At 70.4% G+C, this 26,912-nt stretch carries 21 protein-coding genes; 6 read left to right on the top strand and 15 right to left on the bottom strand.

What is annotated here, in order from left to right:
• The first annotated feature begins 362 nt into the window (after positions 1-362).
• Complete coding sequence (locus tag ABZ953_RS11795) at positions 363-1,223, top strand: SAM-dependent methyltransferase (protein WP_361720671.1); 861 nt, start codon at positions 363-365, stop codon at positions 1,221-1,223.
• Positions 1,224-1,319: 96 nt separating this feature from the next.
• Here ABZ953_RS11795 and ftsH read toward each other — a convergent pair whose 3' ends face one another.
• From ftsH to ABZ953_RS11765, 6 genes are all read right to left on the bottom strand, one after another.
• Positions 1,320-3,254 carry an ATP-dependent zinc metalloprotease FtsH gene (ftsH, locus tag ABZ953_RS11790; RefSeq protein ID WP_361720668.1) on the bottom strand — a complete coding sequence of 645 codons (1,935 nt, stop codon included), beginning with the start codon at positions 3,252-3,254 and terminating at the stop codon, positions 1,320-1,322.
• A gap of 139 nt (positions 3,255-3,393) precedes the next feature.
• Complete coding sequence (gene ffh / locus ABZ953_RS11785) at positions 3,394-4,947, bottom strand: signal recognition particle protein (protein WP_361720665.1); 1,554 nt, start codon at positions 4,945-4,947, stop codon at positions 3,394-3,396.
• 136 nt (positions 4,948-5,083) lie between these two features.
• Positions 5,084-7,579: a [protein-PII] uridylyltransferase gene (locus ABZ953_RS11780; RefSeq protein WP_361720662.1), complete on the bottom strand. Its 2,496-nt coding sequence runs from the start codon at positions 7,577-7,579 to the stop codon at positions 5,084-5,086.
• A gap of 99 nt (positions 7,580-7,678) precedes the next feature.
• A complete protein-coding gene (locus tag ABZ953_RS11775; RefSeq protein ID WP_361720660.1) occupies positions 7,679-8,017 on the bottom strand; it encodes a P-II family nitrogen regulator in 339 nt (112 codons plus the stop codon).
• Complete coding sequence (locus ABZ953_RS11770) at positions 8,014-9,396, bottom strand: ammonium transporter (protein ID WP_361720657.1); 1,383 nt, start codon at positions 9,394-9,396, stop codon at positions 8,014-8,016. The genes ABZ953_RS11775 and ABZ953_RS11770 overlap by 4 nt, the downstream gene beginning before the upstream one ends.
• Before the next feature lie 278 nt (positions 9,397-9,674).
• A complete protein-coding gene (locus ABZ953_RS11765; protein ID WP_361720654.1) occupies positions 9,675-11,150 on the bottom strand; it encodes a hypothetical protein in 1,476 nt (491 codons plus the stop codon).
• Between the two features lie 421 nt (positions 11,151-11,571).
• Between ABZ953_RS11765 and ABZ953_RS11760 the strand changes: the two genes are divergently transcribed.
• A complete protein-coding gene (locus ABZ953_RS11760; RefSeq protein ID WP_361720651.1) occupies positions 11,572-12,234 on the top strand; it encodes a bifunctional DNA primase/polymerase in 663 nt (220 codons plus the stop codon).
• A 117-nt stretch (positions 12,235-12,351) separates the two neighbouring features.
• On the opposite strand, the gene ftsY is transcribed toward ABZ953_RS11760, so the two are convergent.
• Positions 12,352-13,575 carry a signal recognition particle-docking protein FtsY gene (gene ftsY, locus ABZ953_RS11755; protein ID WP_361720648.1) on the bottom strand — a complete coding sequence of 408 codons (1,224 nt, stop codon included), beginning with the start codon at positions 13,573-13,575 and terminating at the stop codon, positions 12,352-12,354.
• A 199-nt stretch (positions 13,576-13,774) separates the two neighbouring features.
• Between ftsY and ABZ953_RS11750 the strand changes: the two genes are divergently transcribed.
• Positions 13,775-15,235, top strand: coding sequence for a cytosine permease (locus ABZ953_RS11750; RefSeq protein WP_361720645.1), 1,461 nt, complete (start codon positions 13,775-13,777; stop codon positions 15,233-15,235).
• Between the two features lie 142 nt (positions 15,236-15,377).
• Positions 15,378-16,361: an LLM class flavin-dependent oxidoreductase gene (locus ABZ953_RS11745; protein ID WP_361720642.1), complete on the top strand. Its 984-nt coding sequence runs from the start codon at positions 15,378-15,380 to the stop codon at positions 16,359-16,361.
• Positions 16,362-16,413: 52 nt separating this feature from the next.
• On the opposite strand, the gene ABZ953_RS11740 is transcribed toward ABZ953_RS11745, so the two are convergent.
• The 4 genes from ABZ953_RS11740 to ABZ953_RS11725 form a co-directional block, all read right to left on the bottom strand.
• Positions 16,414-17,838, bottom strand: coding sequence for a sugar porter family MFS transporter (locus ABZ953_RS11740; protein WP_361720639.1), 1,425 nt, complete (start codon positions 17,836-17,838; stop codon positions 16,414-16,416).
• Positions 17,839-18,045: 207 nt separating this feature from the next.
• Complete coding sequence (smc, locus tag ABZ953_RS11735) at positions 18,046-21,618, bottom strand: chromosome segregation protein SMC (RefSeq protein WP_361720636.1); 3,573 nt, start codon at positions 21,616-21,618, stop codon at positions 18,046-18,048.
• Positions 21,619-21,858: 240 nt separating this feature from the next.
• A complete protein-coding gene (locus ABZ953_RS11730; RefSeq protein ID WP_055551056.1) occupies positions 21,859-22,062 on the bottom strand; it encodes a hypothetical protein in 204 nt (67 codons plus the stop codon).
• A 403-nt stretch (positions 22,063-22,465) separates the two neighbouring features.
• Positions 22,466-22,747 (bottom strand): acylphosphatase, encoded by a 282-nt coding sequence (locus ABZ953_RS11725; RefSeq protein WP_361720632.1) that lies wholly within the window; start codon positions 22,745-22,747, stop codon positions 22,466-22,468.
• 129 nt (positions 22,748-22,876) lie between these two features.
• Here ABZ953_RS11725 and ABZ953_RS11720 point away from each other — a divergent pair, with 129 nt between their 5' ends.
• Together ABZ953_RS11720 and ABZ953_RS11715 are read left to right on the top strand one after the other, a co-directional pair.
• Positions 22,877-23,761, top strand: coding sequence for a CAP domain-containing protein (locus tag ABZ953_RS11720; RefSeq protein WP_361720629.1), 885 nt, complete (start codon positions 22,877-22,879; stop codon positions 23,759-23,761).
• Between the two features lie 95 nt (positions 23,762-23,856).
• Entirely contained in the window at positions 23,857-24,237 is a 381-nt protein-coding gene (locus ABZ953_RS11715) for a helix-turn-helix domain-containing protein (protein ID WP_361720626.1), read from the top strand.
• On the opposite strand, the gene mutM is transcribed toward ABZ953_RS11715, so the two are convergent.
• The 4 genes from mutM to ABZ953_RS11695 all read right to left on the bottom strand — a co-directional run bounded on the left by mutM (position 24,210) and on the right by ABZ953_RS11695 (position 26,836).
• Positions 24,210-25,070: a bifunctional DNA-formamidopyrimidine glycosylase/DNA-(apurinic or apyrimidinic site) lyase gene (gene mutM, locus ABZ953_RS11710; protein ID WP_361720623.1), complete on the bottom strand. Its 861-nt coding sequence runs from the start codon at positions 25,068-25,070 to the stop codon at positions 24,210-24,212. The genes ABZ953_RS11715 and mutM overlap by 28 nt on opposite strands.
• Positions 25,071-25,183: 113 nt before the next feature.
• Positions 25,184-26,002 carry a ribonuclease III gene (rnc, locus tag ABZ953_RS11705; RefSeq protein ID WP_361720620.1) on the bottom strand — a complete coding sequence of 273 codons (819 nt, stop codon included), beginning with the start codon at positions 26,000-26,002 and terminating at the stop codon, positions 25,184-25,186.
• A 7-nt stretch (positions 26,003-26,009) separates the two neighbouring features.
• A complete protein-coding gene (gene rpmF, locus ABZ953_RS11700) occupies positions 26,010-26,183 on the bottom strand; it encodes a 50S ribosomal protein L32 (protein WP_026165248.1) in 174 nt (57 codons plus the stop codon).
• Positions 26,184-26,185: 2 nt separating this feature from the next.
• Positions 26,186-26,836, bottom strand: a complete 651-nt coding sequence (locus ABZ953_RS11695) for a YceD family protein (protein ID WP_361721013.1) — start codon at positions 26,834-26,836, stop codon at positions 26,186-26,188.
• Between the last annotated feature and the right edge of the window lie 76 nt (positions 26,837-26,912).

The raw sequence follows: 26,912 nt of genomic DNA, 5'->3' as shown, positions 1-26,912 counted from the left end.
GACGAGGGCGGGTGCGCTGATCTGCGGAGAAGCCTCACAGCTCACACCAAGCCGGTACGTAGTGGCGCGTACGCCCCAGCGCGTAGGCCATGTCCGCACGCCGGGGCTCGTGTCGCACGGACGGGAGCGCGGGCCGAAGCGACGTTACCGGGGGTCTCATCGGCGCCCGGCACCGCCCCGCCCGCGATCCCCGAGGGGGCGCACAACGGTGGCACGCAAGCATTGCCACACAACCCCTGGACTCCACGACGGATGCGGAGTTCTCTGGCATACGGGGGGGAGTGCGAGCGCACTGCACGGGGGCGGACGAACCGTTGATTTCCGGCACGGCACTTAACTCTCGTTGGATTGGGGCGCTTTCGATGACACCAACACTCGTGCAGTCGCACCTCCCCCACGCGGGCGCTTCGCCCCGTGTGGACCTGTGCGCACGCGCGCGTGACTGGGCGGAGATCCAGGAACGGATGCTGGTCCCGCTCTATGAAGCGGTGTACGAACGGCTCGAAGTGGGTGGAGGCACCCGGCTCCTCGGCCTCGGCTGCGGTTCCGGACTCGCTCTGCTGATGGCGGTCTCGCGCGGCGCCGCGGTCACCGGCGTCGACCCGGCGCAACCCGAACGCCTGGCTCTCGCGCGAGGACGCCTCCTGACGGACGGCGCACAGGACGCACGCGCGCGTGCGACGACCCGCCTCGTGGCAGGCGGCCCCGCGGACGCGGCGGACCCGGACCTGCCCGCGTACAACCTCGTCACCGCCATGCAACCCATCGGCTGCACGGCGGGCGACTCCGAAGGGCTGTCCGACCTCCTGGAGGCGGCGGCCCCGCTCGCCCGGCGCGGTGCCCCGGTGGTACTCGCCGGCTGGGGCCCTCCGGAGCGGTGTGCGACGTCCTCCGTCCTGAGGGTGGCGACGAAGCTCGCCGAGCCCCTCCGGTCCACGAGCAGTTGGCGCCCCGCGCTCCGGGACGACCTGGAGAAGGTCGCCCATCGGGCCGGGCTCAAGCCGGACGGTTCGGGCCGGGTGGCGTGCCCCTTCGGGTACGCGGACATGGAGAGCGCGGTCCGCGGGCTGCTCTCGACGGGGCTGTTCGACGCGGCGGTGGGCGCGACGGACCAGGTGCAGGTCGACAAGGAGCTGACGGAGGCGTTGCATCCGCATCGGCGCGGGGACGGGACGGTGTGGATGCCGAACGTCTTCCGCTATCTGATCGCACGCACTCCGTAGCGGGTCACATGCTTCTCCGTAGAGGTCACATGTCTTCTCCGTAGAGGTCACATGCCCTCTCCGTAGAGGGCGGGTCCCGAGCCAGAACGAGAGGCCCTAGGCGTCCTTCGTCATCCGCGTGATGCCCGCCACCCGGTACGCCTGCGCCTCCTCCAGCGTCTCGTTCTCCAGCAACGCCGCCGCCAGTGCGTCCAGTTGGTCCCGGTGCTCGCGCAGCTGACGGCAGGCGCTCTCGTAGCACTCGTCGACGATCCGCCGCATCTCCACGTCGATCGTGTCGAGGGTCCCGGGGGCCGCCGCGAGCCCGTACGCCTGCTGGGCGTCGTTCGGCAGCGCCGAGAGGCGGCCCACCAGTTCGCTCATGCCCCAGCGGCCGACCATGCCGCGCGCGATGTTGGTGACTTGTTCCAGGTCGTTCTCGGCGCCGGTCGTGATGACTCCGTAGACGACGTGTTCGGCGGCCATGCCGCCCAGGGCGCCGGTGATGCGGCCCCGGAGGTACTCCTCGGTGTAGGCGTACTTGTCGGAGTCCGGGGTCGAGAGCGTCACGCCCAGCGCACGCCCGCGCGGCACGATGGTGATCTTGCGGACCGGGTCGGCGCCGGGCTGCAACATGCCGAGCAGGGCATGGCCGCTCTCGTGGTACGCGGTGCGCCTGCGCTCCTCCTCCGGCATCACGAGCGGCCGCTCGGCGCCGAGCTGCACCTTCTCCATGGCCTCGGAGAGGTCGGACTGCGTGACCGCCTTCTGCTTGCGCTTCACGGCGACGAGGGCGGCTTCGTTGGCGAGGTTGGCGAGTTCGGCGCCGGTCATGCCCGGTGTCGTACGGGCGACCTGGGCGAGGTCGACGTCGTCGGCGAGCGGGATGGACCGCGTGTGGATCTTGAGGATGGCCTCGCGCCCGCCGCGGTCGGGCGGCGAGACGTTGACGACGCGGTCGAAGCGTCCGGGCCTGGTGAGGGCGGGGTCGAGGACGTCGGCGCGGTTGGTGGCGGCGAGCACGATGACGCCTTCCGCGCCGGAGAAACCATCCATCTCGGTGAGGATCTGGTTCAGCGTCTGCTCACGCTCGTCGTGCCCGCCCATCCCGCTGCCGCCGCCCCGGGCCCGCCCGATGGTGTCGATCTCGTCGATGAAGATGATCGACGGGGCGACCTTGCGGGCCTCGGCGAAGAGCTCTCGTACGCGCGAGGCACCCACGCCCACGATCATCTCGATGAACCCCGAGGCCGAGGCGGAGAAGAAGGGCACGCCCGCCTCGCCCGCGACGGCGCGCGCGAGCAGCGTCTTGCCGGTGCCCGGCGGCCCCGCGAGCAGCACGCCGCGCGGCATTCTGGCGCCCATCCTGCGATAGACGTCGGGGTTCTTGAGGAAGTCGACGACGTCGTTGAGCTCGCCCTCGACCTCGTCGATCCCCGCCACGTCCTCGAAGGTGGTCCGCTTCGCCCCGGGCTCGAGCTCGACCGGCTTGGGCGGCGTCTTGCGCCCGAGCATGCCGCCCCCGCCGCCCATCCCCGCGCTCATGCGCCGGGCGATGAAGATCCACAGCACCACGAGGAGCAGCATCGGGGCGAGCGAGATGAGGAGGTTGGAGAGGAAGCTGCGCTCCTGCACCACGGGCTCGGCGGTGACCGTGACGCCGTGCTTGGTCAGGTCGTCCCAGAGCTTGTCGTCGGCGAAGGCGGGGCGCTGCGTCGTGAACTTGGTGTACTTCCCCTTGTCGCCGTCCGGCTTGGACTGCTCCTTCTTGAGCTGCCCCTGGATCGCGTCGCCCTTGGAGTAGATCTTCGTGACGTTGCCGTCGTCGACCTGCTTGCTGAACTCCGTGTACGAGATCGTGGGCTCGTCGCCGTCGTTGAAGAAGGACAGGACGAGGTTGGCGATGAGATACACGATCAGAGCCGTGAGGATCAGGCCTCCCCAGCCGCCCGGCATCTTCTTCTTGGGGGGCGGTGTGGGTGCGGGCGGCGGGGCGCCCTCGGAACGCCACGGCTGATCGGGCGCCTGGCGCGGCGGCACAGGGTTGCTCATATTCGGACGTTATGCCAGAAAAAGGACCTGGGCACCTGCTCCGTAGACCCGGGCACCCGCTCCGCACTCACCTGGGAAACGCCAAGGGCGCCCCTCCATGGAGGGGCGCCCCAGCGGCGTACGAGAGCGTACGAGAACGTCAGCCCATGAACTTCTTGAACTCGTCCGGGAGCTCGAAGTCCTGGCCCGCCTGGCCGCCCGGAAGGCCGAAGGCGCCCCCGGCCTGGCCCGCCTGCTCGCGGCGCGCGGCGGCCTCCTGCTCCTCCTGCTTGCGCTTCATCGGGTTGCCCGACTTGCGCTTGCCCTTGGCCTGCTTCTGCTTCTTCTTCTGCTTGCCGGGGCCGCCACCCATGCCGGGCATCCCGGGCATACCCGGCATGCCGCCGCCCTGGGCCATGCGGGACATCATCTTCCGCGCCTCGAAGAACCGCTCGACGAGGTTCTTCACGGCGCTGACGTCGACACCGGAACCCTTGGCGATACGGGCCCGTCGCGAGCCGTTGAGGATCGTCGGCTCCTGACGCTCGGCGGGCGTCATGGACTTGATGATGGCGGCGGTACGGTCCACGTCCCGCTCGTCCAGATTGTTGATCTGGTCCTTGATCTGCCCCATCCCGGGCATCATCCCGAGCAGCTTGCTGATGCTGCCCATCTTCCTGACCTGCTCCATCTGGGCCAGGAAGTCGTCCAGGGTGAAGTCCTGGCCCTTCTTGGAAGCCAGCTTCGAGGCCATCTTCTCGGCCTCTTGCTGCGAGAAGGTCTGCTCGGCCTTCTCGATCAGCGTGAGCATGTCGCCCATGCCGAGGATGCGGGACGCCATGCGGTCCGGGTGGAACGCGTCGAACTCGTCCAGCTTCTCGCCGTTCGAGGCGAACATGATCTGGCGGCCGGTGACCTGGGCGATCGACAGGGCGGCGCCACCACGGGCGTCACCGTCGAGCTTCGACAGGACGACGCCATCGAAGCCGACGCCGTCCCGGAAGGACTCCGCCGTGTTGACGGCGTCCTGACCGATCATGGCGTCGACGACGAAGAGGACCTCGTCCGGGCTGACTGCGTCGCGGATGTCCGCGGCCTGCCGCATCAGCTCCTGGTCGATGCCGAGACGGCCCGCGGTGTCGACGATGACGACGTCGAACTGCTTCGTCTTGGCGAACTCGATCGAGTCCTTGGCGACCTGCACCGGGTCACCGACGCCGTTGCCCGGCTGAGGGGCGTAGACGCCGACGCCGGCGCGCTCCGCGACCACGCTCAGCTGGTTGACGGCGTTGGGGCGCTGGAGGTCACAGGCGACGAGCAGCGGCGAGTGGCCCTGCCCCTTCAGCCAGAGACCGAGCTTGCCCGCGAGGGTCGTCTTACCGGCACCCTGCAGACCCGCCAGCATGATGACGGTCGGGCCCGTCTTGGCGAACCGCAGACGCCTCGTCTCGCCACCGAGGATGCCGACGAGCTCCTCGTTGACGATCTTGACGACCTGCTGGGCGGGGTTGAGGGCCTGGGAGACCTCGGCACCGGCCGCACGCTCCTTGACCTGCTTGATGAAGGCACGGACGACGGGCAGGGCCACGTCCGCTTCGAGCAGGGCGATGCGGATCTCGCGCGCCGTGGCGTCGATGTCCGCCTCGGACAGGCGGCCCTTGCCCCGGAGGTTCTTGAATGTCGCTGCGAGGCGGTCGGAGAGAGTATCGAACACGGCGGTCGCGAATCCTCGGGTCGGGGGAAGGGGGACAGGTCGCCTTCCAGAGTATCGGTCGACCGCGGGTGCCCGGGGCTCCGGGCGGGGCTTCCTTCGCGAGAAGGGTGAAAGCGGACCGTAGCCGCCCCCGCGCCTACCCCCGCAACACCCCCTCCACCACCCGGGCGACCTCCGCGGCCCGCTCCCCCTCCAGAGGAACCCCGTCCACTCCCGTCACATAGAACGCGTCCACCGCGTTCGCCCCCAGCGTCGACACATGCGCACTGCGCACCACCACCCCCACCGCCTCAAGGGCTCGCCCGATCCGGCGCAGCAGTCCCGGGGCGTCCTGGGCCCGCACCTCGATCACCGTCGCGAGCCGCGAACCCGCGGGAGCCACCGTGACCCGGGCCGCCGGTGCGACGGTCCCGCGGCGGCGCGGGTACGCCGCCTCCCGTTCCGCGAGCCGTGCCTCGATGTCCAGGGAGCCGTCAAGCGCCCGGACCAGATCGGCCCGCAACCGCGCCGCCTGCGGCATTGAGCCGTACTCCGCCGCGACCCGCCAGCTGAGCAGCAGCACCGATGACGACTCGACGCCCGACGGCAGCGTCACCTCCCGCAGCTCCGCGGTCCGCACCGCGAGCCGGTGCAGCGCGAGGACCCCGGCCACCGCGGACAGCGCCCCCGGCTGATCCGGCACGGCGACGACCAGCTCGACCCCGAGCGGCTCGGCCGCCTCGGCCGCCTCGGCCGCCTCATTGGGTTGGGCGGCCCCCGCCTCGCCCTCCGCCCGCGCCCGGAGCGCGAGGACCGGCCCGCCCGTACGGAACGCCTCCATCGCGAGCCGTTCCTGCTCGGCCGTCGGCGCCGCGTCCTCGGCCCGTTCCGGTTCGTCCCCGGACAGCAGCGCGGCGACCCGCCTCACCAGGTCGGCGACCAGCGCCCCTCGCCACGCCGACCAGGCCGCGGGCCCGGTGGCCAGCGCGTCCGCCTCGGTCAGCGCGTGCAGCAGCTCCAGCGTCCGTACGGAGCCCACCGCCTCGGCGACCCCCCGTACCGTCGCCGGATCGTCGAGGTCACGCCGGGTGGCGGTGTCCACGAGGAGCAGGTGGTGGCGGACCAGGCAGGCGACGACCGCCACGTCACCCCCGTCGAAGCCGATCCGCGCGGCGACGTCCCTGGCGATGATCTCCCCGGCCGCGGAGTGGTCCCCCGGCCACCCCTTGCCGATGTCGTGCAGCAGCGCGGCTACGAGGAGCAGGTCGGGCCGCCCCACCCGCCGGGTGAGTTCGGCGGCCCGCACCGCCGTCTCCACCAGGTGCCGGTCGACCGTCCAGGTGTGCACGGCGTTGCGCTGCGGCCTGCACCGCACCCGTTCCCAGTCCGGCAGCATCCGCGTGATGAGCCCCTCGGCCTCCAGCGCCTCCCACACCTCGACCGTCGGCCGCCCCGCGCCGAGCAGCGTCACGAGCTGCTCGCGCGCCTCGGCCGGCCACGGCGTGGGCAGGGGGCGCGCCGTCGCGGCCAGCCGGCGCACGGCGTGCAGGGACAGCGGGAGGCCCGCCTGTGCCGCGGCCGCGGCGGCCCGCAGCGGCAGAACGGGGTCCCGTTCGGGCCGGGCGGCGCGGGCGAGCACCGCCTCGCCGTCCTGTTCGACGACCCCTTCGGCCAGCGGCGACCGCTCCGCGACGGCCCCCCGGCCGCCGCCGAGCAGCGTGCGCAGCCTGGGCCGCCCGGCCCGCGCCCGCAGCACGCGCCCGACCTCGCGCCAGGTGACGTCGCCTGCGTACGAGACGACGCGGGCCGCCTCGTACACCTGCCGCAGCAGGGTGTCGGCGTCCAGGAGGCCCAGTTCGGCGGCGACCTGGTCCTGCTCCTGGAGTGCGAGCCGGTCGGTGGCGCGGCCGGTCGACAGATGCAGCGCGTCGCGTACGTCGAGGAGGTGCCTGCGGGCGTCGGCGAGCCCCTCGCGGGGCGCGTCCGCGAGCCACGACGCGGCGACGGCCCGCAGTGCGGTCGCGTCGCGCAGGCCGCCCCTCGCCTCCTTCAGGTCGGGTTCGAGCAGATAGCTCAACTCGCCCTGCCGTTCGGCTCGTTCATCGCACAGCTCGCGCAGTTCGGGCAGCCGCTTCACCGCCTGGTTGCGCCAGTCGGCGAGCACGCTCGTGCGCAGCGCGGCGGTCAGCCCCGGGTCTCCCGCGACATGGCGGGCGTCGAGGAGTCCCAGGTGCACCTTGAGGTCCTCGTGGGCCGTTCTGCGGGCCTCCGCGGGGGTCCGCACGGAGTGGTCGAGGGCGAGTCCGAGGTCCCAGACGGGGTACCAGAGGCGATCGGCGAGCGCGGCCACCTCCCGCCCTTCGGCGTTCCCGTCGTGCAGGAGCAGCAGGTCCAGGTCGCTGCGGGGCGACAGCTCACCGCGCCCGTAGCCGCCCACGGCGACGAGCGCGGCGCCGCGGGGCACGCTGTCGGCCGGGGAGGAACCGGCCCGGAAGAGCCCGGCAAGCCAGTCGTCCGTCAGGTCGGCGAGGGCGGAACGGCGCGGCGGCCCGGACCGCGACTCCTCGTGGAGGAGCCGCAGCCGGGCCGCCGCGTAGCCGCTGGGTCCGGAGTCTTCGGTTGTCGCTTCGGTCTCTACGTCCACACTCGTCACCCAGCAGCTCCTGTTCAGTCCCGCTCAGTTCCCTGCATCACGCCTCACGCCCCGCACCTCACACCCCGCGCCCCACGCCTCGCACCGACACCCCATGCCTCACAGCGCGTCGGGCCCCCGCTCCCCGGTGCGCACCCGGACGGCCGTGTCGACCGGGACGCTCCAGACCTTGCCGTCCCCGATCTTGCCCGTACGGGCGGCCTTCACCACGACATCGAGGAGTTGTTCGGCGTCGTCGTCCTCGGCGAGGACCTCGATGCGAATCTTCGGCACGAGGTCCACCGTGTACTCGGCACCCCGGTAGACCTCGGTGTGTCCGCGCTGCCGTCCGTAGCCACTGGCCTCGGTGACGGTCAGGCCCTGGACGCCGAAGGCCTGCAGCGCTTCCTTGATCTCGTCGAGCCGGTGCGGCTTGACGACCGCGGTGATGAGCTTCATGCGTCCACCTTCTTGTTCTTTTTCTGGTCCTTGTTCTTCTTCTGGACAAGGGCCTCGGCGCCGCCCGCGAGCGAGGTGGGAAGCCCGGTGCGCGCGGCCGTGCCGCCGCCCGCCCCGCTGAAGTCGTACGCGGTCTCGGCGTGTTCCACCTGGTCGATGCCCGCGACCTCGTCGTCCTCGTCGACCCGCATCCCGATCGATTTGTCGACGAGCAGGGCGAGGGCCGCGGAGGCGATCAGGGAGTACGCGAGGACGGCGCCGACACCCGCGAGCTGCTTCCACAGCTGGTCGAGGCCCCCGCCGTAGAAGAGGCCCTGGGCCTTGGACTGGCCGCCGCCGGTGGCGAAGAAGCCGACGAGGACCGATCCCGCGATGCCGCCGACCAGGTGGACGCCGACGACGTCGAGGGAGTCGTCGTAGCCGAACCTGAACTTGAGCCCGACGGCCATGGCGCACAGCAGCCCGGCGATGGCGCCGATGGCGAGGGCGCCGAGCGGCGAGCAGGAGCCGCCGGACGGGGTGATGGCGACGAGTCCCGCGACGGCGCCGGAGGCCGCGCCGAGCGTGGTGAAGGCGCCGTGGCGGAGCTTCTCGTAGCTGAGCCACGCGAGCATGGCGGCGGCGGTGGCGACCTGGGTGTTGACGAACATGAGCGCGCCGACGCCGTCGTCGTTGCCGAGCCACGATCCGGCGTTGAAGCCGAACCAGCCGAACCACAGGAGGGCCGCGCCGAGCATCACCAGGGGCAGCGAGTGCGGGCGCATCGGGTCCTTCTTGAAGCCGACGCGTTTGCCGATGACGAGGATCACGCCGAGCGCCGCGGCGCCTGCGTTGATGTGCACGGCGGTGCCGCCCGCGAAGTCGATGACGCCGAGTTCGAAGGCCCAGCCGCCGGTGCCCCACACCCAGTGCGCGACGGGGAAGTACACGACGGTGGCCCAGAGCGTGATGAACAGTGCCCAGCCGGTGAACTTCACGCGGTCCGCGAGGGCGCCGCTGATCAGTGCCGGGGTGATGACCGCGAACATCAGCTGGAAGACGGCGAAGACGTAGACCGGGATGGTGTAGCCGTCCCAGAGTTGGTTGATGCCGATACCACTGAGGCCTACGTAGTCACTGTCCCAGCCGACGAGGCTGCCGTGGTCGGTGCCGAACGCGACGGAGAAGCCGTACAGCACCCAGAGGATGGTGACGATCCCCAGGCTGATGAAGCTCATCATCAGCATGTTCAGGGTGCTCTTGACGCGGACCATGCCTCCGTAGAAGAAGGCGAGCCCCGGCGTCATGAGCATCACCAGGGCGGAACAGATGAGCATGAACCCGGTATTGGCGGCAGACAGCTCGGGAGCGTCTGCGGCGATCGTGATGCCTGGGGGCATCGGCGTCTCCTCGTCGTCGTGTGCGGCGTGCGGCAGACATTGGCGCAGCGCGGTTTCGGCGGGCGCCCCTCGGTGTTTCGCCGCAGTGACGAAGAGGTCGTGCGTGTTACGCGGTCATGAACTGCCGGGTCGTGGGGGTGCGGTTCCCGTGCGGTTCCCTCCCCTGCGCGGGGCATGAGAACCGGCCGCGGCGGCCATCCGGCTGACCTGGCATGGGGGAGCCGAGTCGGGCTGTTCGGGGATGGTCCTGCCGCGGCCGGGGCCGGTCGTGCCGGGCTTCAGACCGCCTCCGCGGTCTCCGGCATCTCGATGGCGAGCCGTTCGGTGATCTGAAGGACTTCGGCGACATCACCGAAGTCCCGTACGGCGGTGTCGACGGTCTTGCGCAGGCGGGTGTTGACCCGCTCCGAGCGGACCTTCTTGGCGATGTCGAGGGCTTGTCCGGCGAGGGCCGTGCCCTGCTCGGGCTCGCGCTGGAGCAGGTGGACGGTGGCCTTGCCGATGAGGTTCAGGGCATACGAACGCTGGTGCTCGGCGTCCTTCTCGAAGAGTTCCACCGCGCGCTCCATGACGGGCTCGGCGAGCGAGGCGTACGTGGGGCTTCGGCCTGCCACATAGGCCAGGTCGCGGTACGAGTGGGCGTTCTCGCCGTTGAGCTCGGCCTCGGAGAAGAAGCGGATCCAGTCCGGCTCGGGGCCGCCGAAGTCCTCGGCGTCGGCGAAGGTGTCCTCGGCCATCCGCACGGCGCGCTTGCACTTGCCGGGCTGGCCCATGCTCGCGTACGCCCGGGCCTCCATCGCATACAGCATGGCCTGGGTGCGCGGGCTGGCGCAGTCCCGGCTGCCGTACTGCGCGAGGTGGACGAGTTCGAGTGCGTCGTCGGGCCGGCCGAGGTGGATCATCTGGCGGCTCATGCTGGAGAGGATGTACGACCCGAGGGGCTTCTCGCCCGCTTCCTTCGCGGCGTGCAGGGCGAGGACGAAGTACTTCTGGGCGGTGGGCTGCAGTCCCACGTCATAGCTCATCCAGCCCGCCAGTTCGGCCAGTTCGCCCGCGACCTTGAAGAGGCGCTTGGAGGTGGCTTCGGGCTGGGGCTCCTGGAGCAGGTCCGTCACTTCGTGCAGCTGCCCGACGACGGCCTTGCGCCGGAGCCCGCCCCCGCACTGGGCGTCCCACTGCCGGAACATCACCGTCGTGGACTCGAGGAGGTCCAGCTCCGGCTTGGAGAGGCGGGACGGGCGGCGCGGGACGGCGGCCTCGGGGTCCCGGGGCGCCGAGGCGGACGGCGAGGGCACCAGCCAGCGCTGCATGGGCTCGATGAGGGCGGGGCCCGCGGAGAGCGCGAGCGAGGTGCCGAGGAAACCCCGGCGGGCGAGCATCAGGTCGCTGCGCGAGAACTCGCTCATGAGCGCGACCGTCTGCGGCCCGGTCCAGGGCAGGTCGACCCCGGAGGAGGCGGGGGTGCGGTGCGCGGCGCGCAGGCCCAGGTCCTCGACGGCGACGACGCAGCCGAACCGCTCGGAGAACAGTTCGGAAAGGATGCGGGGAATCGGCTCGCGGGGATTCTCGCCGTCCAGCCAGCGGCGCACTCGCGAGGTGTCCGTCGAAATGTGATGGGCGCCCAACTGGCGTGCTCTGCGGTTCACTTGCCGGGCCAGCTCGCCCTTCGACCAGCCGCTGCGCACGAACCAGGACGTGAGCATCTCGTTGGGGCGCTTCTCAGCGTTCACTCCGCCTCCGCCGTTGCCGCCCACTGGAACGCCCCCATCCCTCAAGCCACTTGGTCGTTGTGCACGCCAAGCCCTAACAGAATGCCGCGTCTTACGGCTGTCCGTCCGGAGAATGTCACCCATCGAACAGGAAACCGACTTGCCTCCGGCATACCCACGGGTGCTCGAACTCCCAGGGCCATGCACTGAAAGTAATCCTACGATCACCCCTCCGGCGAGGGCGATTGCGGAAACGCCACCATTCGCCACCCCTTCGAATGAACTCCCGGGCCGCCACAAGCGATTCACTTGACATAGGACGAACGAAAGTGGGTGGAGCGGAGTGCACCGGGGCGCACGACGCCGGGCGCACCACCCGTGAATCCACCGGGCGCCGTCGCAGAACAGAGGGTCACGATCCGATTCCGCCACGTAACCGCGGCACGCTCGACCCGTTGGAGGGGGCATGGGTTTCACGATCGGCGGCACCCGGGGAACCGACAGGCCCCGGACCGGATCACGGCGGCGCGGCCGCACATCGGAGTGCACCGCGGTCGCGGAGTACACCGGCCTGTGGGGCTGGGCCGCGGTGCCCGGCGCGCGGGCCCTGGACGGCGCCTGCTCGTGCGGAGCCGCCGACTGCGCCGCCCCCGGCGCCCATCCGCTGGGCTTCGCCCCCGAGGTCCCGGCCGGGGCCACGCTCGACGAAGCGGCCGACGCCTGGGCCGAGTTCCCCGGCGCCGCCGTGCTGCTGCCGGTCGGGCGCGCGTTCGACGTGCTCGAGGTGGCTGAGGCGGCCGGGCGGCGCGCACTGTTCCGGCTCGAGCGGATGGGCCTCCCCCTGGGCCCGGTGGCAGTCACGCCCGACGGCCGGGCACAGTTCTTCGTCGCCCCCGGCGCCGCGACCGAACTCCCCCAGCTGCTCTACCGCACGGGCTGGGACGACGCCGCCCTTGACCTGCACGGCCTGGGCCACGGCACCCACATCACCGCGCCCCCGTCGGACCGCGGCGGCCTCGGCCCGGTCCGCTGGCTCCGCTCCCCCGCGCTCGACACGGCGACGCACCCGCCCCAGGCGCGGCTCCTGCTCGGCACGCTGGCGTACGTCGCGCACCGGTCCCCGGCATAGGCCCGGCGCGCCCTCAACAACCACATACGGAAGGGCCCCTCGCACCTGCACCGTGCGAGAGGCCCTTCTTTGCGTACGTCACGTGCGTCACGTACGGAGGACGGACAGTGCCGACCCTCAGTCCCCGATGAGCGCGTCCACGAACGCATCGGGCTCGAAGGGAGCCAGGTCGTCCGCGCCCTCGCCGAGGCCCACCAGCTTGACCGGCACGCCCAGTTCGCGCTGGACGGCGACGACGATGCCGCCCTTGGCGGTGCCGTCCAGCTTGGTGAGAACGATGCCCGTGATGTCGACGACCTCGGCGAAGACCCGCGCCTGCACCAGGCCGTTCTGGCCGGTCGTGGCGTCCAGGACGAGCAGTACCTCGTCGAGCGGGGCGTGCTTCTCGACGACGCGCTTGACCTTGCCGAGCTCGTCCATGAGGCCCGTCTTGGTGTGCAGCCGGCCCGCGGTGTCGATGAGGACGACGTCCGCGCCTTCCGCGATGCCCTCCTTGACCGCGTCGAAGGCGATCGACGCGGGGTCGCCGCCCTCGGGGCCGCGGACCGTACGGGCACCGACGCGCTCGCCCCAGGTCTGCAGCTGGTCGGCGGCGGCGGCGCGGAAGGTGTCGGCGGCGCCGAGGACGACCGAGCGGCCGTCGGCGACGAGCACGCGCGCGAGCTTGCCGGTCGTGGTGGTCTTGCCGGTGCCGTTGACCCCGACGACCATCACGATGCCCGGCGTCTCCAGGCCGGACTCGGTCTTCACGGTGCGGTCGAGATCCGCGCCGACGAGCGTGAGGAGCTCCTCGCGGAGCAGGTTGCGCAGCTCGTCAGGGGTACGGGTGCCGAGCACGCGGACGCGCTCACGCAGCCGCTCCACGAGCTCCTGGGTGGGCGCGACACCGACGTCCGCGGTGAGCAGCGTGTCCTCGATCTCCTCCCAGGTGTCCTCGTCGAGGTGCTCGCGGGACAGCAGCGTGAGCAGCCCCTTGCCGAGCGCGTTCTGCGAGCGGGAGAGCCGGGCGCGCAGCCGGACCATGCGTCCCGCGGCGGGCTCGGGGGTCTCGATCTCCGGCGCGGCCGGTTCTTCGGCGACCGGCTCCTCGACGACGACCGGGGCCGTGGCCGACGGCTCGACGAGGGGGAGTTCCACCTCCTCGATCGTGCGGCGCGGTTCGTCGCGCGGCGTCTCGGCCTCGTCGCCGACCTTCGGTTCGGCGGGAGGGGCGGTGATGGTGGGCGTGCTGGACGGGGCCTGCGGGGGCAGCTGCTTCTTCTTGCGGCTGCCGATCACGAGCCCGCCGAGCGCGCCGATCACGACCACGGCGATGACTACAGCAAGGATGACGATTTCCATAACCCGTCCAGTATCGGCCATGCCACCAAGTGAGGCCCAGATTGGAGTTTCCTCCAAAGAACATATGCCCTGGGAGGGCACTACTCGGACTAAAGTACGATGGAGGTCCCCGCATCAACGCGCGTAGAGTCCATCGCGAATCACCCCCACCGGCGGATCGCGACGTTGCGATCCGAGCGAGAGGCACGGACCCACCCCCATGAGCAGCACCACCGCCGAATCCGAAGGCGCCCTAGAGACGCGCGGCCTTGAGCCCGTCCCGGACGCCGAGCGCACGGGCAGGACCCGTGAACTCTTCCCCACGTGGGTAGCGGCCAACATCAGCGTCCTGCTGCTGACCATGGGCGCGGGCCTGATCGTCTCCAACGGCCTGAACTTCTGGCAGGTCCTGATCGTCGCGCTCGTCTCGCCCCTGCTGAGCTACGGCATGGTCGGGCTGATCTCGATCGCCGGCAAGCGCGGCGGCTCGCCCGGCATGACGCTCTCCCGCGCGGTCTTCGGCCAGCGGGGCAACCTCTTCCCCGGCGCCCTCATCTGGGTGGCCCGCTGGGGCTGGGAGACGATCAACGCGGTCACCGGCGCGTACGCGATCATCACGGTCCTGGACATCTGCTTCGGCGTGGAGTCGAGCACCTGGCTGACGATCGTCACGCTGGTCGCCTTCGTCACCTGCACGTTCCTGATCAGCGGCCTCGGCCGCAAGATCCTGCACATCTGCAGCACCTGGTCGACGTACGCCTTCGGCGCCTTCAGCGTCCTGGTGCTTGTCTACCTCCTCGCCGAGACCGACTGGTCCGCCGTCTTCGACAAGCCCGCGGGCTCCACCGCGATGATGGTCGCGGGCGTCGGCACGATCGCCGCCGGCGGCATCAGCTGGGTGCCCACCGGCCCCGACTTCACCCGGTACCTGCCGCGCGCGGCCTCCAACAAGCCGCTCATCGGCCACGCCATCGGCGGCGCCGGCATCGTCGTCGTCCCGATGGTCCTGATGGGCGCGGTCATGGCGGTCTCCGACCCGAAGCTCTCCTCGGCGCAGGACCCGGTCTCCTTCCTCGGCGAGCTGCTGCCGATGTGGATCGCGGTGCCGTACCTCCTCATGGCGCTCATCGGCATGCTGCTGATCAACTCCATGTCGATGTACTCCGCGGGCTTCACCGCCATGACGCTCGGCATCAAGGTCCCGCGCACCTGGGCCGTGAGCGTGAACGCCGTCATCAGCCTGATCTTCGGCTACATCCTGATGAACGTGGCGACGAGCTTCATGGGCTCTTTCATCTCCTTCCTCACGCTGCTCGCGGTCGCGTTCTCCGCCTGGATCGGCGTCTTCGGCATCGACATGCTGCGCCGCAAGACGTACGACGGCGAGGCCCTGATGGACACCAAGCGCACCAGCGCCTACTGGTACAAGGCGGGCTTCGCCTGGCAGGCCATGACGGCGTGGGCGGTCGCCCTGCTCGTGGGCCTGCTCTTCACCAAGGTCGACTGGTTCGGCGGCCCGCTCGCCACCTCCTGGATCGGCCGTCACGGCCTGGGCTGGCTGACCACGATCGTCGTCGCCGCGGTGCTGTACGCGATCCTGCCGAAGACCCCGCTGGTCGAGCGGCCCGCGGCGGCCTCGGGCGGCAAGGGCGAGGGCGACACCGAGCTGGTCTCCGCCTGATCCCCGCCATCTGACCCCCGCCGTCTGATCCCCGCCATCTTCGCCGCGGAACGATCCGACTTCCGTACGAGGCTACCCATCTGACACTGCGTCAACTAACGTCCCCCTTCGCCGCCCACGCACGGTGAAGGGGGACGTTCCCATGCCCGCCACAGTCGTACGTTTCAACCTCGTCGATCCCGCGGCGACGCCCGCATCCCTGAGCGAGCGCTACCGGACCGCCCTGGAGATGGCCGCCTACGCGGACGACCGCGGCATCTCCACCGTCCAGACCGAGGAACACCACGGCGCGGAGAACAACTGGATCTCCTCGCCCTTCACCTTCGCGGGGGCCGTCTTCGGCGCGACCCGACGCATCGCGGTGACGGTGTCCGCGGTGATCGGCCCGCTGCACGACCCGCTGCGGCTCGCCGAGGACATCGCCGTACTCGATCTGCTGAGCGCGGGCCGTCTTGTCACGGTGGCGGGGATCGGCTACCGGCCCGAGGAGTACGAGCAGGCGGGCGTCGACTGGAGCCACCGCGGCAGGCTCCAGGACGAGCTCCTGGAGACGCTGCTCAAGGCCTGGACGGGCGAGCCCTTCACCTATCGCGGCCGGACGGCGCGCATCACACCGCGCCCCTTCACCCAGCCGCACCCGCTGCTCCTGGTCGGCGGCTCATCGAAGGCGGCGGCCCGGCGTGCGGCCCGGCTCGGCCTGCCGTTCTTCCCGAGCGCCCACCTGCCCGACCTCGAGGCGTACTACGACGCGCAGCGCGCGGAGCACGGCACCGAGGGCTGGACGATGATGCCCGCGGCCGAGACCCCGCTTCTGCACATAGCCGACGACCCCGAGCGCACCTGGGCCGAGCACGGCGAGCACTTCCTGCACGAGGCGCGCACGTACGCCTCCTGGCAGTCCAAGGACATCCGCTCGGCGGTGAAGTCGTCGGCCACGACGGTGGCGGAGCTGCGCGAAGAGGGTGTCTACCGCATCCTGACGCCCGACGAGTGCGTGACGTACGCGAAAAACGGCGCGGGCAGCCTCGTCCTGCATCCGCTCTCCGGCGGCATGCCCGTCGACGAGGGCTGGCGCAGCCTGCACCACTTCTGCGAAAACGTACTGCCCCGGCTCAAGGACAAGTGAGCACGAGTCCGTAAGCCGGGGCAGCTTCCTGAAGAGGAGGGGGCAGCGGGGTTTAGCCCATCTCCTCCAGGGCCTTGCCCTTCGTCTCCTTGACGAACTTCATGACGAAGGGGATCGAGACGGCGGCGAAGGCGCCGTAGATGATGTACGAGCCGGTCAGGGACCACTCGGACATGCTCGGGAAGGTCTTGGTGATCGCGAAGTTGGCGAGCCACTGGGCGGCGGCGGCCACCCCGAGCGCCGCGGCGCGGATGCGGTTCGGGAAGATCTCGCCGAGCAGCACCCAGACCACCACGCCCCAGGAGAGGGCGAAGAAGAGCACGAAGGCGTTGGCGGCGATGATCGCGGTCAGGCCCTGCGCGTTGGGCAGCGCGACGTTGTCGCCGGAGCCGGTCTTGTACGAGAACGCCCACGCCATGGTGAACAGCGCGAGCGCCATTCCCGCGGAGCCGATGATGGCGAGGGGCTTGCGGCCGATGCGGTCGACGAAGATCATCGCGATGACCGTGCCGATGATGTTCACGATCGACGTCTCGAACGAGTACAGGAACGAGCTGGACGGGTCCTTGCCGATCGACTGCCACAGCTGGTTCGAGTAGTAGAAGATCACGTTGATGCCGACGAGCTGCTGGAAGACCGAGAGCCCGATGCCGATCCAGACGATCGGCAGGAAGCCGACCTTGCCGAGGAGGTCCTTGAAGGAAGGTTTGTGCTCCCGGTGCAGGCCCGTCTCGATCTCCTGCACGCGCGCGTCCAGGTCGATGTGCTCCCCCTCGACCTCACCGAGGACCTTCTTCGCCTCGGCCTGCCGTCCTGCCGAGATCAAGAAGCGCGGCGACTCCGGGATGATGAAGGAAAGCAGCCCGTAGAGCAGGGCGGGGATGACCATGACGCCGAGCATCCACTGCCAGGCCTCGAGGCCCCCGATCTTGCCGCGCTGGTCGCCGTCGGCCATGTTCAGGATGCCCCAGTTGACCAGCTGGGAGACGGCGATGCCGATGACGATCGCGGCCTGCTGGAACGAGGCGAGCCGGCCCCGGTAGGCGGGCGGGGCGACCTCGGCGATGTACGCCGGGCCGATCACCGAGGCCATGCCGATGCCGATGCCACCGATGAGGCGCCACATGGTCAGGTCCCAGGCCGCGAACGGCAGGGACGAGCCGATCGCGCTGGCCGCGAAGAGCACGGCGGCGATCTGCATGCAGCGGATGCGGCCGATGCGGTCCGCGATGCGGCCCGCGATGGCGGCACCGACGGCGCAGCCGAGCAGCGCGGTGGCGATGATCCAGCCGAGCATGTTGGCGTCGACGTCGAAACGGTGCTGGATGGCGACGGTCGCGCCGTTGATCACCGAACTGTCGTAGCCGAAGAGGAAGCCACCCATCGCGGCGGCCGCCGTAATGAAGATGACATGTCCGAGATGGTCCGGGTGGGCCTCTCTGGCTCCGGACTGAGGCGCCTGCGATGTGCTGGTCACGTGTACTCCTCGGGCCACCGGCAGCGTTGCCGGGGGTGGGGGCGAGCTCTTCAAGTGGCGCACAACTTCACGCCGCCCACCACCTGAAGGTAAAAGCAACGTTGCAGAGACTATGCCTTCAAGTTTCGAAGTCAATAGGGGGGCTGCTGTGAATTTATGGGCACTCTGAGCTCGCCCATGTTCAAGTCTTGAAGTGTTGAAGAGCGCCTAGCGGAGCCGCTGGCTGATCACCTTGGAGACGCCGTCACCCTGCATCGAGACGCCGTACAGCGCGTCGGCGACCTCCATCGTGCGCTTCTGGTGCGTGATCACGATGAGCTGCGAGGCCTCCTGCAGCTCCTGCATGATGCGGATGAGCCGCTGCAGGTTGGTGTCGTCGAGCGCCGCCTCGACCTCGTCCATCACGTAGAACGGACTGGGCCGCGCCTTGAAGATCGAGACGAGCAACGCCACGGCTGTCAGCGACCGCTCGCCGCCGGACAGCAGCGAGAGCCGCTTGACCTTCTTGCCGGGCGGCCGGGCCTCGACGTCCACGCCGGTGGTCAGCATGTTGTCGGGGTCGGTCAGGATCAGCCGCCCCTCGCCACCGGGGAAGAGCCGGGAGAAGACGCCCTCGAACTCGCGGGCCGTGTCGTAGTACGCCTCGGTGAAGACCTGCTCGACGCGCTCGTCGACCTCCTTCACCACCTGGAGGAGGTCGGTCCGCGTCTTCTTCAGGTCTTCGAGCTGCTCGCTCAGGAACTTGTGCCGTTCCTCCAGCGCCGCGAACTCCTCAAGGGCCAGCGGGTTCACTTTTCCGAGCTGCTGATACGCCCGTTCGGCTGACCTGAGCCGCTTCTCCTGCTCGCCGCGGACGAAGGGCACCGGCAGATTGCGCGGATGCCGCGGGTCGTCGGGCAGCTCCTCGCCCTCGGCGGCGGGCGAGGCCGGTACGAGCTGATCCGGACCGTAGTCGGCCACGAGTCCCGCCGGTTCCACACCGAGCTCCTCCAGTGCCTTGACCTCCAGCTGCTCGATCCGCAGCCGCTTCTCGGCACCTAGTACCTCGCCGCGGTGAACTGAATCAGTCAATGCGTCGAGTTCCGCCTTGAGGTCCCTGCCCCGGCCGCGCTCGGCCACCAGATCCCGCTCCCGCGCCTCCTTGGCCCGCTCTGCCGCGGTCCGCTCCTCCTGCGCCCGTACGAGGGAGACCTCGACGTGGGCGAGCAGCTGGCGCCCGCCGGACGCGACGGCCTCGGCCACCGCCGCCTCGACGCGCAGCCGGGCCCTGCGCTGCTCGGCACGCGCGCGTGCCTCGCGTTCGGCGCGCGCGCCCCGGTCCAGGGAGTCCGCGCGGCCCGCGAGCGCCTTGACCCGCTCCTCGTGCGTACGGGCCTGGAGCCGGGCCTCCATCTCGGTCTGCCGGGCGTTCGCCCCGTCGGCGGCGAGCCGGTCGCGCACCGCGGTGTCCGGCTCCTCGTCCCTTTCCCCCGAGCCCCCCGAGCCAGACGCCTCCTCGGCGACGGCGAGCCGCTCGGCGAGTTCCTCGGCCTCCTCGACGGCCCTGTCCAGCGCGTCCTGCGCCCTGGCCGCGGCGGCGGCGGACCGCTCGGCCTCACCCGCGGCGCCCCGCGCCTGCCCGGCGAGCCGCCCCAACTGCTGTGCCACGGACGACTTCTCGCGGTCGGCGGCCCTGCGCCGCTCCCCCAACTCCTCGACGAGCGCGGCACACTCCTTGCGCCGCTCCCCGGCCCGCTCCTGACCGACGGCCAACTGCTCGCACCGCGATGCGAGCTGCTCAAGATCGGCGGCGGCTTCGTCGACGGACGCCTGCACTTCGAGCAGGCTCGGCGCCCCCGCGGACCCGCCCTGCGCGAAGTGCGCCCCGAGCAGATCCCCTTCGGAGGTGACGGCGGTCAGCCCAGGGTGCGCGTAGACCAGGTCCTCGGCGTCCTCCAGCGTTCCCACCGCGACGATGCCGTGCAGCAGCCGCCGCACGGCGGGCATCAGCTCCTCGGGTCCCCGTACGAGATCGGCGACGAGCGGCGGCCCCTCGGGGCGCTCCTCGCGCACCCCGTCCGGGGCGCCGCCGAGCAGCAGCGCCGCACGCCCGGCGTCCTGCTTGCGCAGCAGCCGGATGGCCTCGGCGGCCGTGCTCGGACCGCTCACGGCGATGGCGTCGGCGCAGGCACCGAGCGCGGCCGCGACCGGGACCTCGAACCCGGGGGCCACGGTGAGCAGTGCGGCGGCCGGGCCGAGCAGCCCGGTGAGCTGCTCCCCGGCGGCGAGCAGCGCGCCGGTGCCGTCCTTGCGCCGCAGGCCGAGGGCGAGCGCGTCGTGCCGGGCGGCGACCGCGGCCCGCTTGCGCTCGGCGCCGGTCGCCGCCTCCCGTGCCGCGGTGAGTGCGGCCTCGGCCTCGGCGAGTTCCCGCTTCGCCGCGTCGTGCCGCTCGCCGAGCTCCGCGTCGTCCGCGTCGAGCCCGTCGACCTCCGCCTTGAGCTCCTCGTACTCCTCCTGGGCGGTGACCGCGCGCTCGGCGGCCCCGTCCCTGGCGTCGGCGAGCCGGTCGATCTCGGCGCGGGCGGACGCGGCACGCGAACGGGCCGCGTTGACCTGTCCGCTCAGCCGGGCGAGCCCTTCGCGCCGGTCGGCGATGGCCCGCGCCACGTCCTTGAGCCTGCGCTCCTCGACGGCCAGCTGCTGTTCGAGGTCGGCCCGGTGGGCGACCGTGTCCTCCAGGGCGTGTTCGGCGGCCTCGAGCGCGGCTTCGAGCTCGGCCTCCTGCTCGCGGATCCGGGCGGCCTCGCGCTCCATGTCCTCCGGGTCGCGGCCGCGCCGCTCCTCGGGGGGTGCGGCGGTGGCGCTCTTGACCCGCGCGTCGGCCAGCGAGACGGTGCCGCGCACCCGCTCGGCCAGCTGGGACAGCTCGTACCAGGTCTGCTGGGCCCGCTGCAGACGCGGCGTGAGGCGCCGCACCTCTCCCTCCAGCTCCGACTCGCGCTGTAGGGCGGCCTTCAGGGCGGCCTCCGCGCTCTCCTTGCGCTCCTTGAGCGCGGCCTCGTCGGCGACCTCCGCGTTCAGCGCCTCGCGCAGCCGTACGAGATCGTCGGCGAGCAGCCGCAGGCGGGCGTCGCGCAGATCGGCCTGGATGACGGCGGCCCTGCGTGCGACGGCGGCCTGCCGGCCCAGCGGCTTGAGCTGGCGCCGCAGTTCGTCGGTGAGGTCCTGCACGCGCGCGAGGTTGGCCTGCATCGCGTCGAGCTTGCGCAGCGCCTTCTCCTTGCGCTTGCGGTGCTTGAGGACGCCCGAGGCCTCCTCGATGAATGCGCGCCGCCCCATCGGGTCGGCGTGCAGCACTCCGTCGAGCTGGCCCTGCCCGACGATGACGTGCATCTCCCGTCCGATGCCGGAGTCGGAGAGCAGTTCCTGGATGTCGAGGAGGCGGCAGGTGTCGCCGTTGATCTGGTACTCGCTGCCGCCGTTGCGGAACATGATCCGCGTGATGGTGACTTCGGCGTACTCGATGGGCAGGGCGCCGTCGGAGTTGTCGATGGTGAGGGACACCTCGGCACGGCCGAGCGGGGGCCGCCCGGTGGTGCCGGCGAAGATGACGTCCTCCATCTTGCCGCCGCGCAGGGACTTGGCCCCCTGCTCGCCCATGACCCAGCTCAGCGCGTCCACGACATTGGACTTGCCGGAGCCGTTGGGTCCGACGACGCAGGTGATGCCCGGCTCGAACTTCAGCGTCGTGGCGGACGCGAACGACTTGAAACCGCGCAGGGTAAGGGCCTTGAGATGCACGCCGTCGGACTCTACCTTTCGGTGGCCGTTTCACCGAAGAACGTGCAGGGCACACCAGACGGTAAAGAAAGTGGCGCATGAGTGAACGTATGCAGGAGCAGGAAAGAAAGAAGGGACGCCGAAGCGTCCCTTGCAGATCTTGCAGATCTGGAAACAAGCGGCTGACACGAACAGCCTGACCGGTTGCTTATCAGGGACACATGTTCAGAAAGGCCCTGTGAATTGGTGATCGTTTAGTGGTCAGGTGAGCGCAGGCTCCGCCTGGGGTACGTCGATGCTCTCGAGGAGCGATTCGTGAGAAGCGGCAGCCGCGAGCGCGTCGTTCTCGGCCTGGATCCGACCGAGCTCGGATTCCAGGTCCTGGACGCGCTGCTGGAGCCGTCGCATCTCGGCGAGGAGTCGCGGGTCGCTGCCGCCGACGTAACCGAGAAGCGCCTTTGCCATGATGGATGGTCCTCCACACTGAGTGACCGACCGAAGCGGTGTGGGTCGTGAGGGAATCGCACCCGCGGTGCTTGGCACTCATTGTTCTGCTGGGGTCTTGCTGGCCGTTCTCACATGCCAAACAGCTAAGGTGCGCGGGGCTTCCAGAGTCTCACCAAAAAGTTTGACGGTCAACACGATCACACCCCGTATTGGCGGGCGACCCGGGGGCACGCGGCCCTGGAACGGGCGGCGCTGCTTCTCCTGCGGGGCCCTGGGGGCGTGGAGATCATCCTTACTTGCGGAGCCTGCCACGGCAAGCCGTTCTTGGCAACCACCAGGCTTTTTCTGCCTCAGGCAGTTGCCCGGGACACTCGTCCCGCACCCCGCCGCCCCCGTCCTGAGACGTCTCACCCGGTCACGGTCACCGGATGGCGAAGGTCTCGTATATGCCACGCGGTGTGTCCCAGATCTCTGTCACGCCGTCGACCCGCCCGGGTGTGTCGCCCTCGCGGAGCCAGTCGAGCAGTTTCTGGCAGCCGGCCCGGGGCCCCTCGGCGACGACCTGTACGCGGCCGTCCTCCAAATTGAGAGCAAAACCACTCAAGGAACCGATCTCCAGCGCCTTGGCCCGCGTGAACCAGCGGAATCCCACGGCCTGTACGCGTCCTCGCACCCAGGCGGTGAGTCGCACGTCTTCATTCATGGGTGCACGCTAACCGGCCAATTGCTCAGGAGGCACTTCGTGCCCATGCGCCATCGCGTACAGTCGCGACTCGATGAGCCTCACTCATATGGGTGAGTCACGTTGATCATAAGGACGAAAGGCCAGGAGATGGGACGCCACCGACGCTCCGGCGCTGGACAGGCCGCCGCCACCCCTGAGAACCACCCGGGGACGGTGACGCACCGCCGTAAGGGCCGTGCTTCCACACCGGTCCGCACCGGCTTGCTCGGCGTATCGGCGGCCGTCGCGATGGGCGCCGTAGCGGTCGCCGCGGGCGTGCTCCCGGGTTCCGACAACTATCAGCTGGGCAGCGGGGACGCCCCCGGCAAGGTACGCTCCGCGGCCGCGCCGACCGAGGTGGACGCCCAGGGCGGCTCGGGCGACAGGGCCGAGCGCGCCGAGCCGTCGCCGAGCCGTGGCACCGGCCGCTCCCAGGCGCCGAAGCCCGCGCCCTCCAAGGCCGACCCGAAGCCTTCGAAGACACCGGCCGGGAAGCCGACGCCCAAGGCGCCGAAGCCGCACACCGAGAAGAAGAAGCCGACGCCGCCGAGCCCGTCCCGTACGCCCGAGAAGAAGCCCGAGGCTCCCCCGGCGAGCTCGCGGCCCTCGACCGACGAGGTCAAGGCCGAGGCCGAGGTCATCACCCTGGTCAACCAGGAGCGGGCCAAGGTGGGCTGCCGACCGGTGCAGGCCGACGACCGGCTCGCCGAGCTGGCGGGCGATTTCAGCGCCGACATGGCCGAGCGCGACTTCTTCGCCCACACCGACCCGGACGGCGCGACGCCGTGGGACCGCGCCGACAAGGCGGGCATCGCGGACCTGGGCGGCGAGAACATCGCGCGCGGACAAGCCGACCCCCGGTCCGTGATGGCCGCCTGGATGGACAGCCCCGGCCACCGCGCCAACATCCTCAACTGCGACTACAAGACCCTGGGCGTCGGCGCGCACTTCGCGCCGGGCGGCCCGTGGTGGACGCAGGACTTCGGCTTCTGACAGCCGCCCGGCACCGCCCGCGTTCCCGCACTCCGCGAGGGCACGGGGGTGGGCGCTAACCAATGGTTAGCGCTGTGCGGGAGTAGGGTGTACGCATGGAACCCACCGACCTTGCGTACGACGTGTTCTCCCGGCAGTGCCCCTCCCGGGGCACGCTGGAGCACGTCACCGGACGCTGGGGCGCGCTCACCCTCGGAGCTCTGCACGAGGGGACGTTCCGCTTCAATGAACTGCGCCGCCGCGTCGACGGCGTCAGCGAGAAGATGCTCTCCCAGACCCTGCACGCCCTGGAGCGCGACGGTCTGGTGCACCGCGCCGCCCAGCCGACCAACCCACCGCGCGTGGACTACCGGCTCACCCCGCTGGGTCAGGAGATCACCGAGCGGCTGCTGGCCCTGATCCACTGCGTGGAGGGCAGGCAGGACGAGGTGCTGCGGGCGCAGGAGCGTTACGACGAAGAGCGCGGCGCCCGCTGACAGCGGGGGCAGAAGTAGCTGGACCGGTTCATCCACGGACGCCGGCGGATCGCGGTGCCGCAGCGGCGGCACGGCTCGTCCTCCCGGCCGTAGGCGTCCAACGACCGCTCGAAATAGCCCGACTCGCCGTTCACATTGACGTAGAGACTGTCGAAGCTGGTGCCGCCGACGGCGAGCGCCGCGTTCATCACGTCCCGTACGTGGCCCAGGAGTTCGGCCGTGCGCGGGCGCGTGAAGGAGCCGGTGGGCCGCTCGTAGTGCAGCCTCGACCGCCACAGCGCCTCGTCCGCGTAGATGTTGCCGACGCCGCTGATCAGGGACTGGTCGAGCAGCGCCCGCTTGATCGTCGTACGGCGGCCGCGCAGCGCCTGATGGAAGGCGTCGTCGTCGAACGCGGCGTCCAGCGGGTCACGCGCGATGTGCGCGATGACGTCGGGGAGCCCGTCGGCGGTGTTGTCGTGCAGCGAGAGCCCGCCGAAGGTGCGCTGGTCGACGAAGCGGAGCTCGGTGCCCTGCTCGTCCGCGAAGCGCATCCGGACCCTCAAGTGCTTCTCTTCCGGGGCCTCTTGGGGCTGCACCAGAAGCTGGCCGCTCATGCCCAGATGGGCCAGGACGGACTGCGCGGAGTCGGCGAGCGGCAGCCACAGATATTTGCCGCGCCGCTGGGCGAGCCCCATCCGGTGCCCGGTCAGCCGGTCCGCGAAGTCCGCACCGCCCGCCATGTGCCGCCGCACCGCACGCGGGTGCAGCACCCGCACCTCGCCGATGAGACGCCCGCTGACCCACCGCTCCAGACCACGCCGGACGACTTCGACTTCGGGCAGCTCGGGCATGTCCGCTCCGGGGGGTGTGGTGGGTACGGGGAAAACACGGCGCCGGGTTCGGGAAAGCACAGCGCCGGCCACCCTCATGAAGAGGGCGGCCGGCACCGAAGGATGGGCGGCTGTCAGACCGAGGGGGTGTCGGCGGTCCCCCCGGACTGTGCGGCAGCGGCGGCCTCGGCCGCCTTGATCCGCTCGTCCGCGGCGGCGCGGATCGCGCGCCACGCGGACTCAGCGGCCTGCTGCTCCGCTTCCTTCTTGCTGCGGCCGGTGCCGGTGCCGTACGAGACGCCTCCGACGCGGGCGGCAGCAGTAAAGGTCTTCTCGTGGTCGGGGCCGCTCTCCGTGACGAGATACTCGGGCACGCCGAGGCTCTCCATCGCGGTGAGCTCCTGCAGACTGGTCTTCCAGTCCAGGCCCGCTCCCAGGTTCGAGGACTTTTCGATCAGCGGGTCGAAGAGCCGGTGCACCAGCTCGCCCGCCGCGTCCAGACCCTGGTCCAGATAGACCGCGCCGATCACCGCTTCAAGGGTGTCGGCGAGGATGGATGCCTTGTCCCGGCCACCCGTACCCTCTTCGCCCCGGCCGAGCCGGATGAAGGAGCCGAGTTCGAGGCCGCGACTGACCTCCGCCAGCGCACGCGAATTGACCACCGCGGCCCGCAACTTGGCCAGCTGGCCTTCGGGCAGGTCGGGGTGGGTGCGATAGAGCGTGTCCGTGACGACGAGACCGAGCACCGAGTCCCCGAGGAACTCGAGCCGCTCATTCGTCGGCAGACCGCCGTTCTCGTACGCGTACGAACGGTGGGTCAGTGCACGCACCAGAAGGGCGGACTCGAGTTTGTACCCGAGCCGCCCTTCCAGAAGCGTGTGGGACGAGGCCGTTGTCTCCGCCAATTTCTTGGCGTCTTCCGCCTTCTTGGGGCTAGACACGGTGCCTCTCACCAGCCGCTCAGACCTCGAGGACCTGGCGCTTGTTGTAGGTGCCGCAGCTCGGGCACGCGATGTGCTGCTGCTTGGGCTCCTGGCAACGCTCACACGAAACCAGGGTGGGGACCGCAGCCTTCCACTGCGACCGGCGGTGGCGCGTGTTGCTGCGCGACATCTTCCGCTTCGGAACAGCCACGGCTACTTCTCCTGCTTCTCGTCGACGCCCGCTTGTGCTTCGGCGCCGCTCATCTCGTCCTTCTCGCCGTCCTGGATGGTGCCAGCGAGTCCCTGCAAAGCCGCCCAACGGATGTCGACGGCGTCATGGTGGTGGTCCGGGTCGTCCGCGAGCCGTACCCCGCACTGGGAGCACAGGCCCGGACAGTCGTCCTGGCACACCGGCTGCATCGGCAGTGCGAGCACCACCGCATCACGCAGCACAGGCTCGAGGTCGAACATGCCGTCCTCGAGATAGAGCCTGCCCTCGTCTTCCTCGGCGTCGTCGGCCGGTTCCGCGCTGCGGCCCCGGTCGTCGGCGTCAGGGTACGAGAACATCTCCTGGAAGTCCGCGTCGAGCTCAAGCCCGAGCGGCTCCAGACACCTTACGCACTCCCCCTCGGCCGTTGCACGGGCGGTGCCTGTGACAAGCACCCCTTCCATGACCGACTCGAGTCGGACCTCAAGCTCGACCGGAGCGCCCTGCGGCACTCCGATGACCCCTTCGATACCGAAGGCGGCCGGTGAACCGGGCGCTTCGATCTCACGGGTCAGCCGCTGCATGGCACCAGGACGCCGCCCCAGCTCGTGTGTGTCGAACACGAGAGGGTTTCGGTGGTCGAGGCGCGTAGTCAGGGCTTTTCCTGCTTTCGAATCCGGGAAGTCCAAGGGAGGGGCCGCCGCACCGGTGCCACGAACACGGCTTGCGTGG

This window comes from Streptomyces sp. NPDC046465, from assembly GCF_040646035.1.
GTDB lineage: Bacteria > Actinomycetota > Actinomycetes > Streptomycetales > Streptomycetaceae > Streptomyces.
The sequence above is the reverse complement of the archived record's forward strand: the minus strand, read 5'-3'. Positions and strand labels throughout refer to the sequence as shown.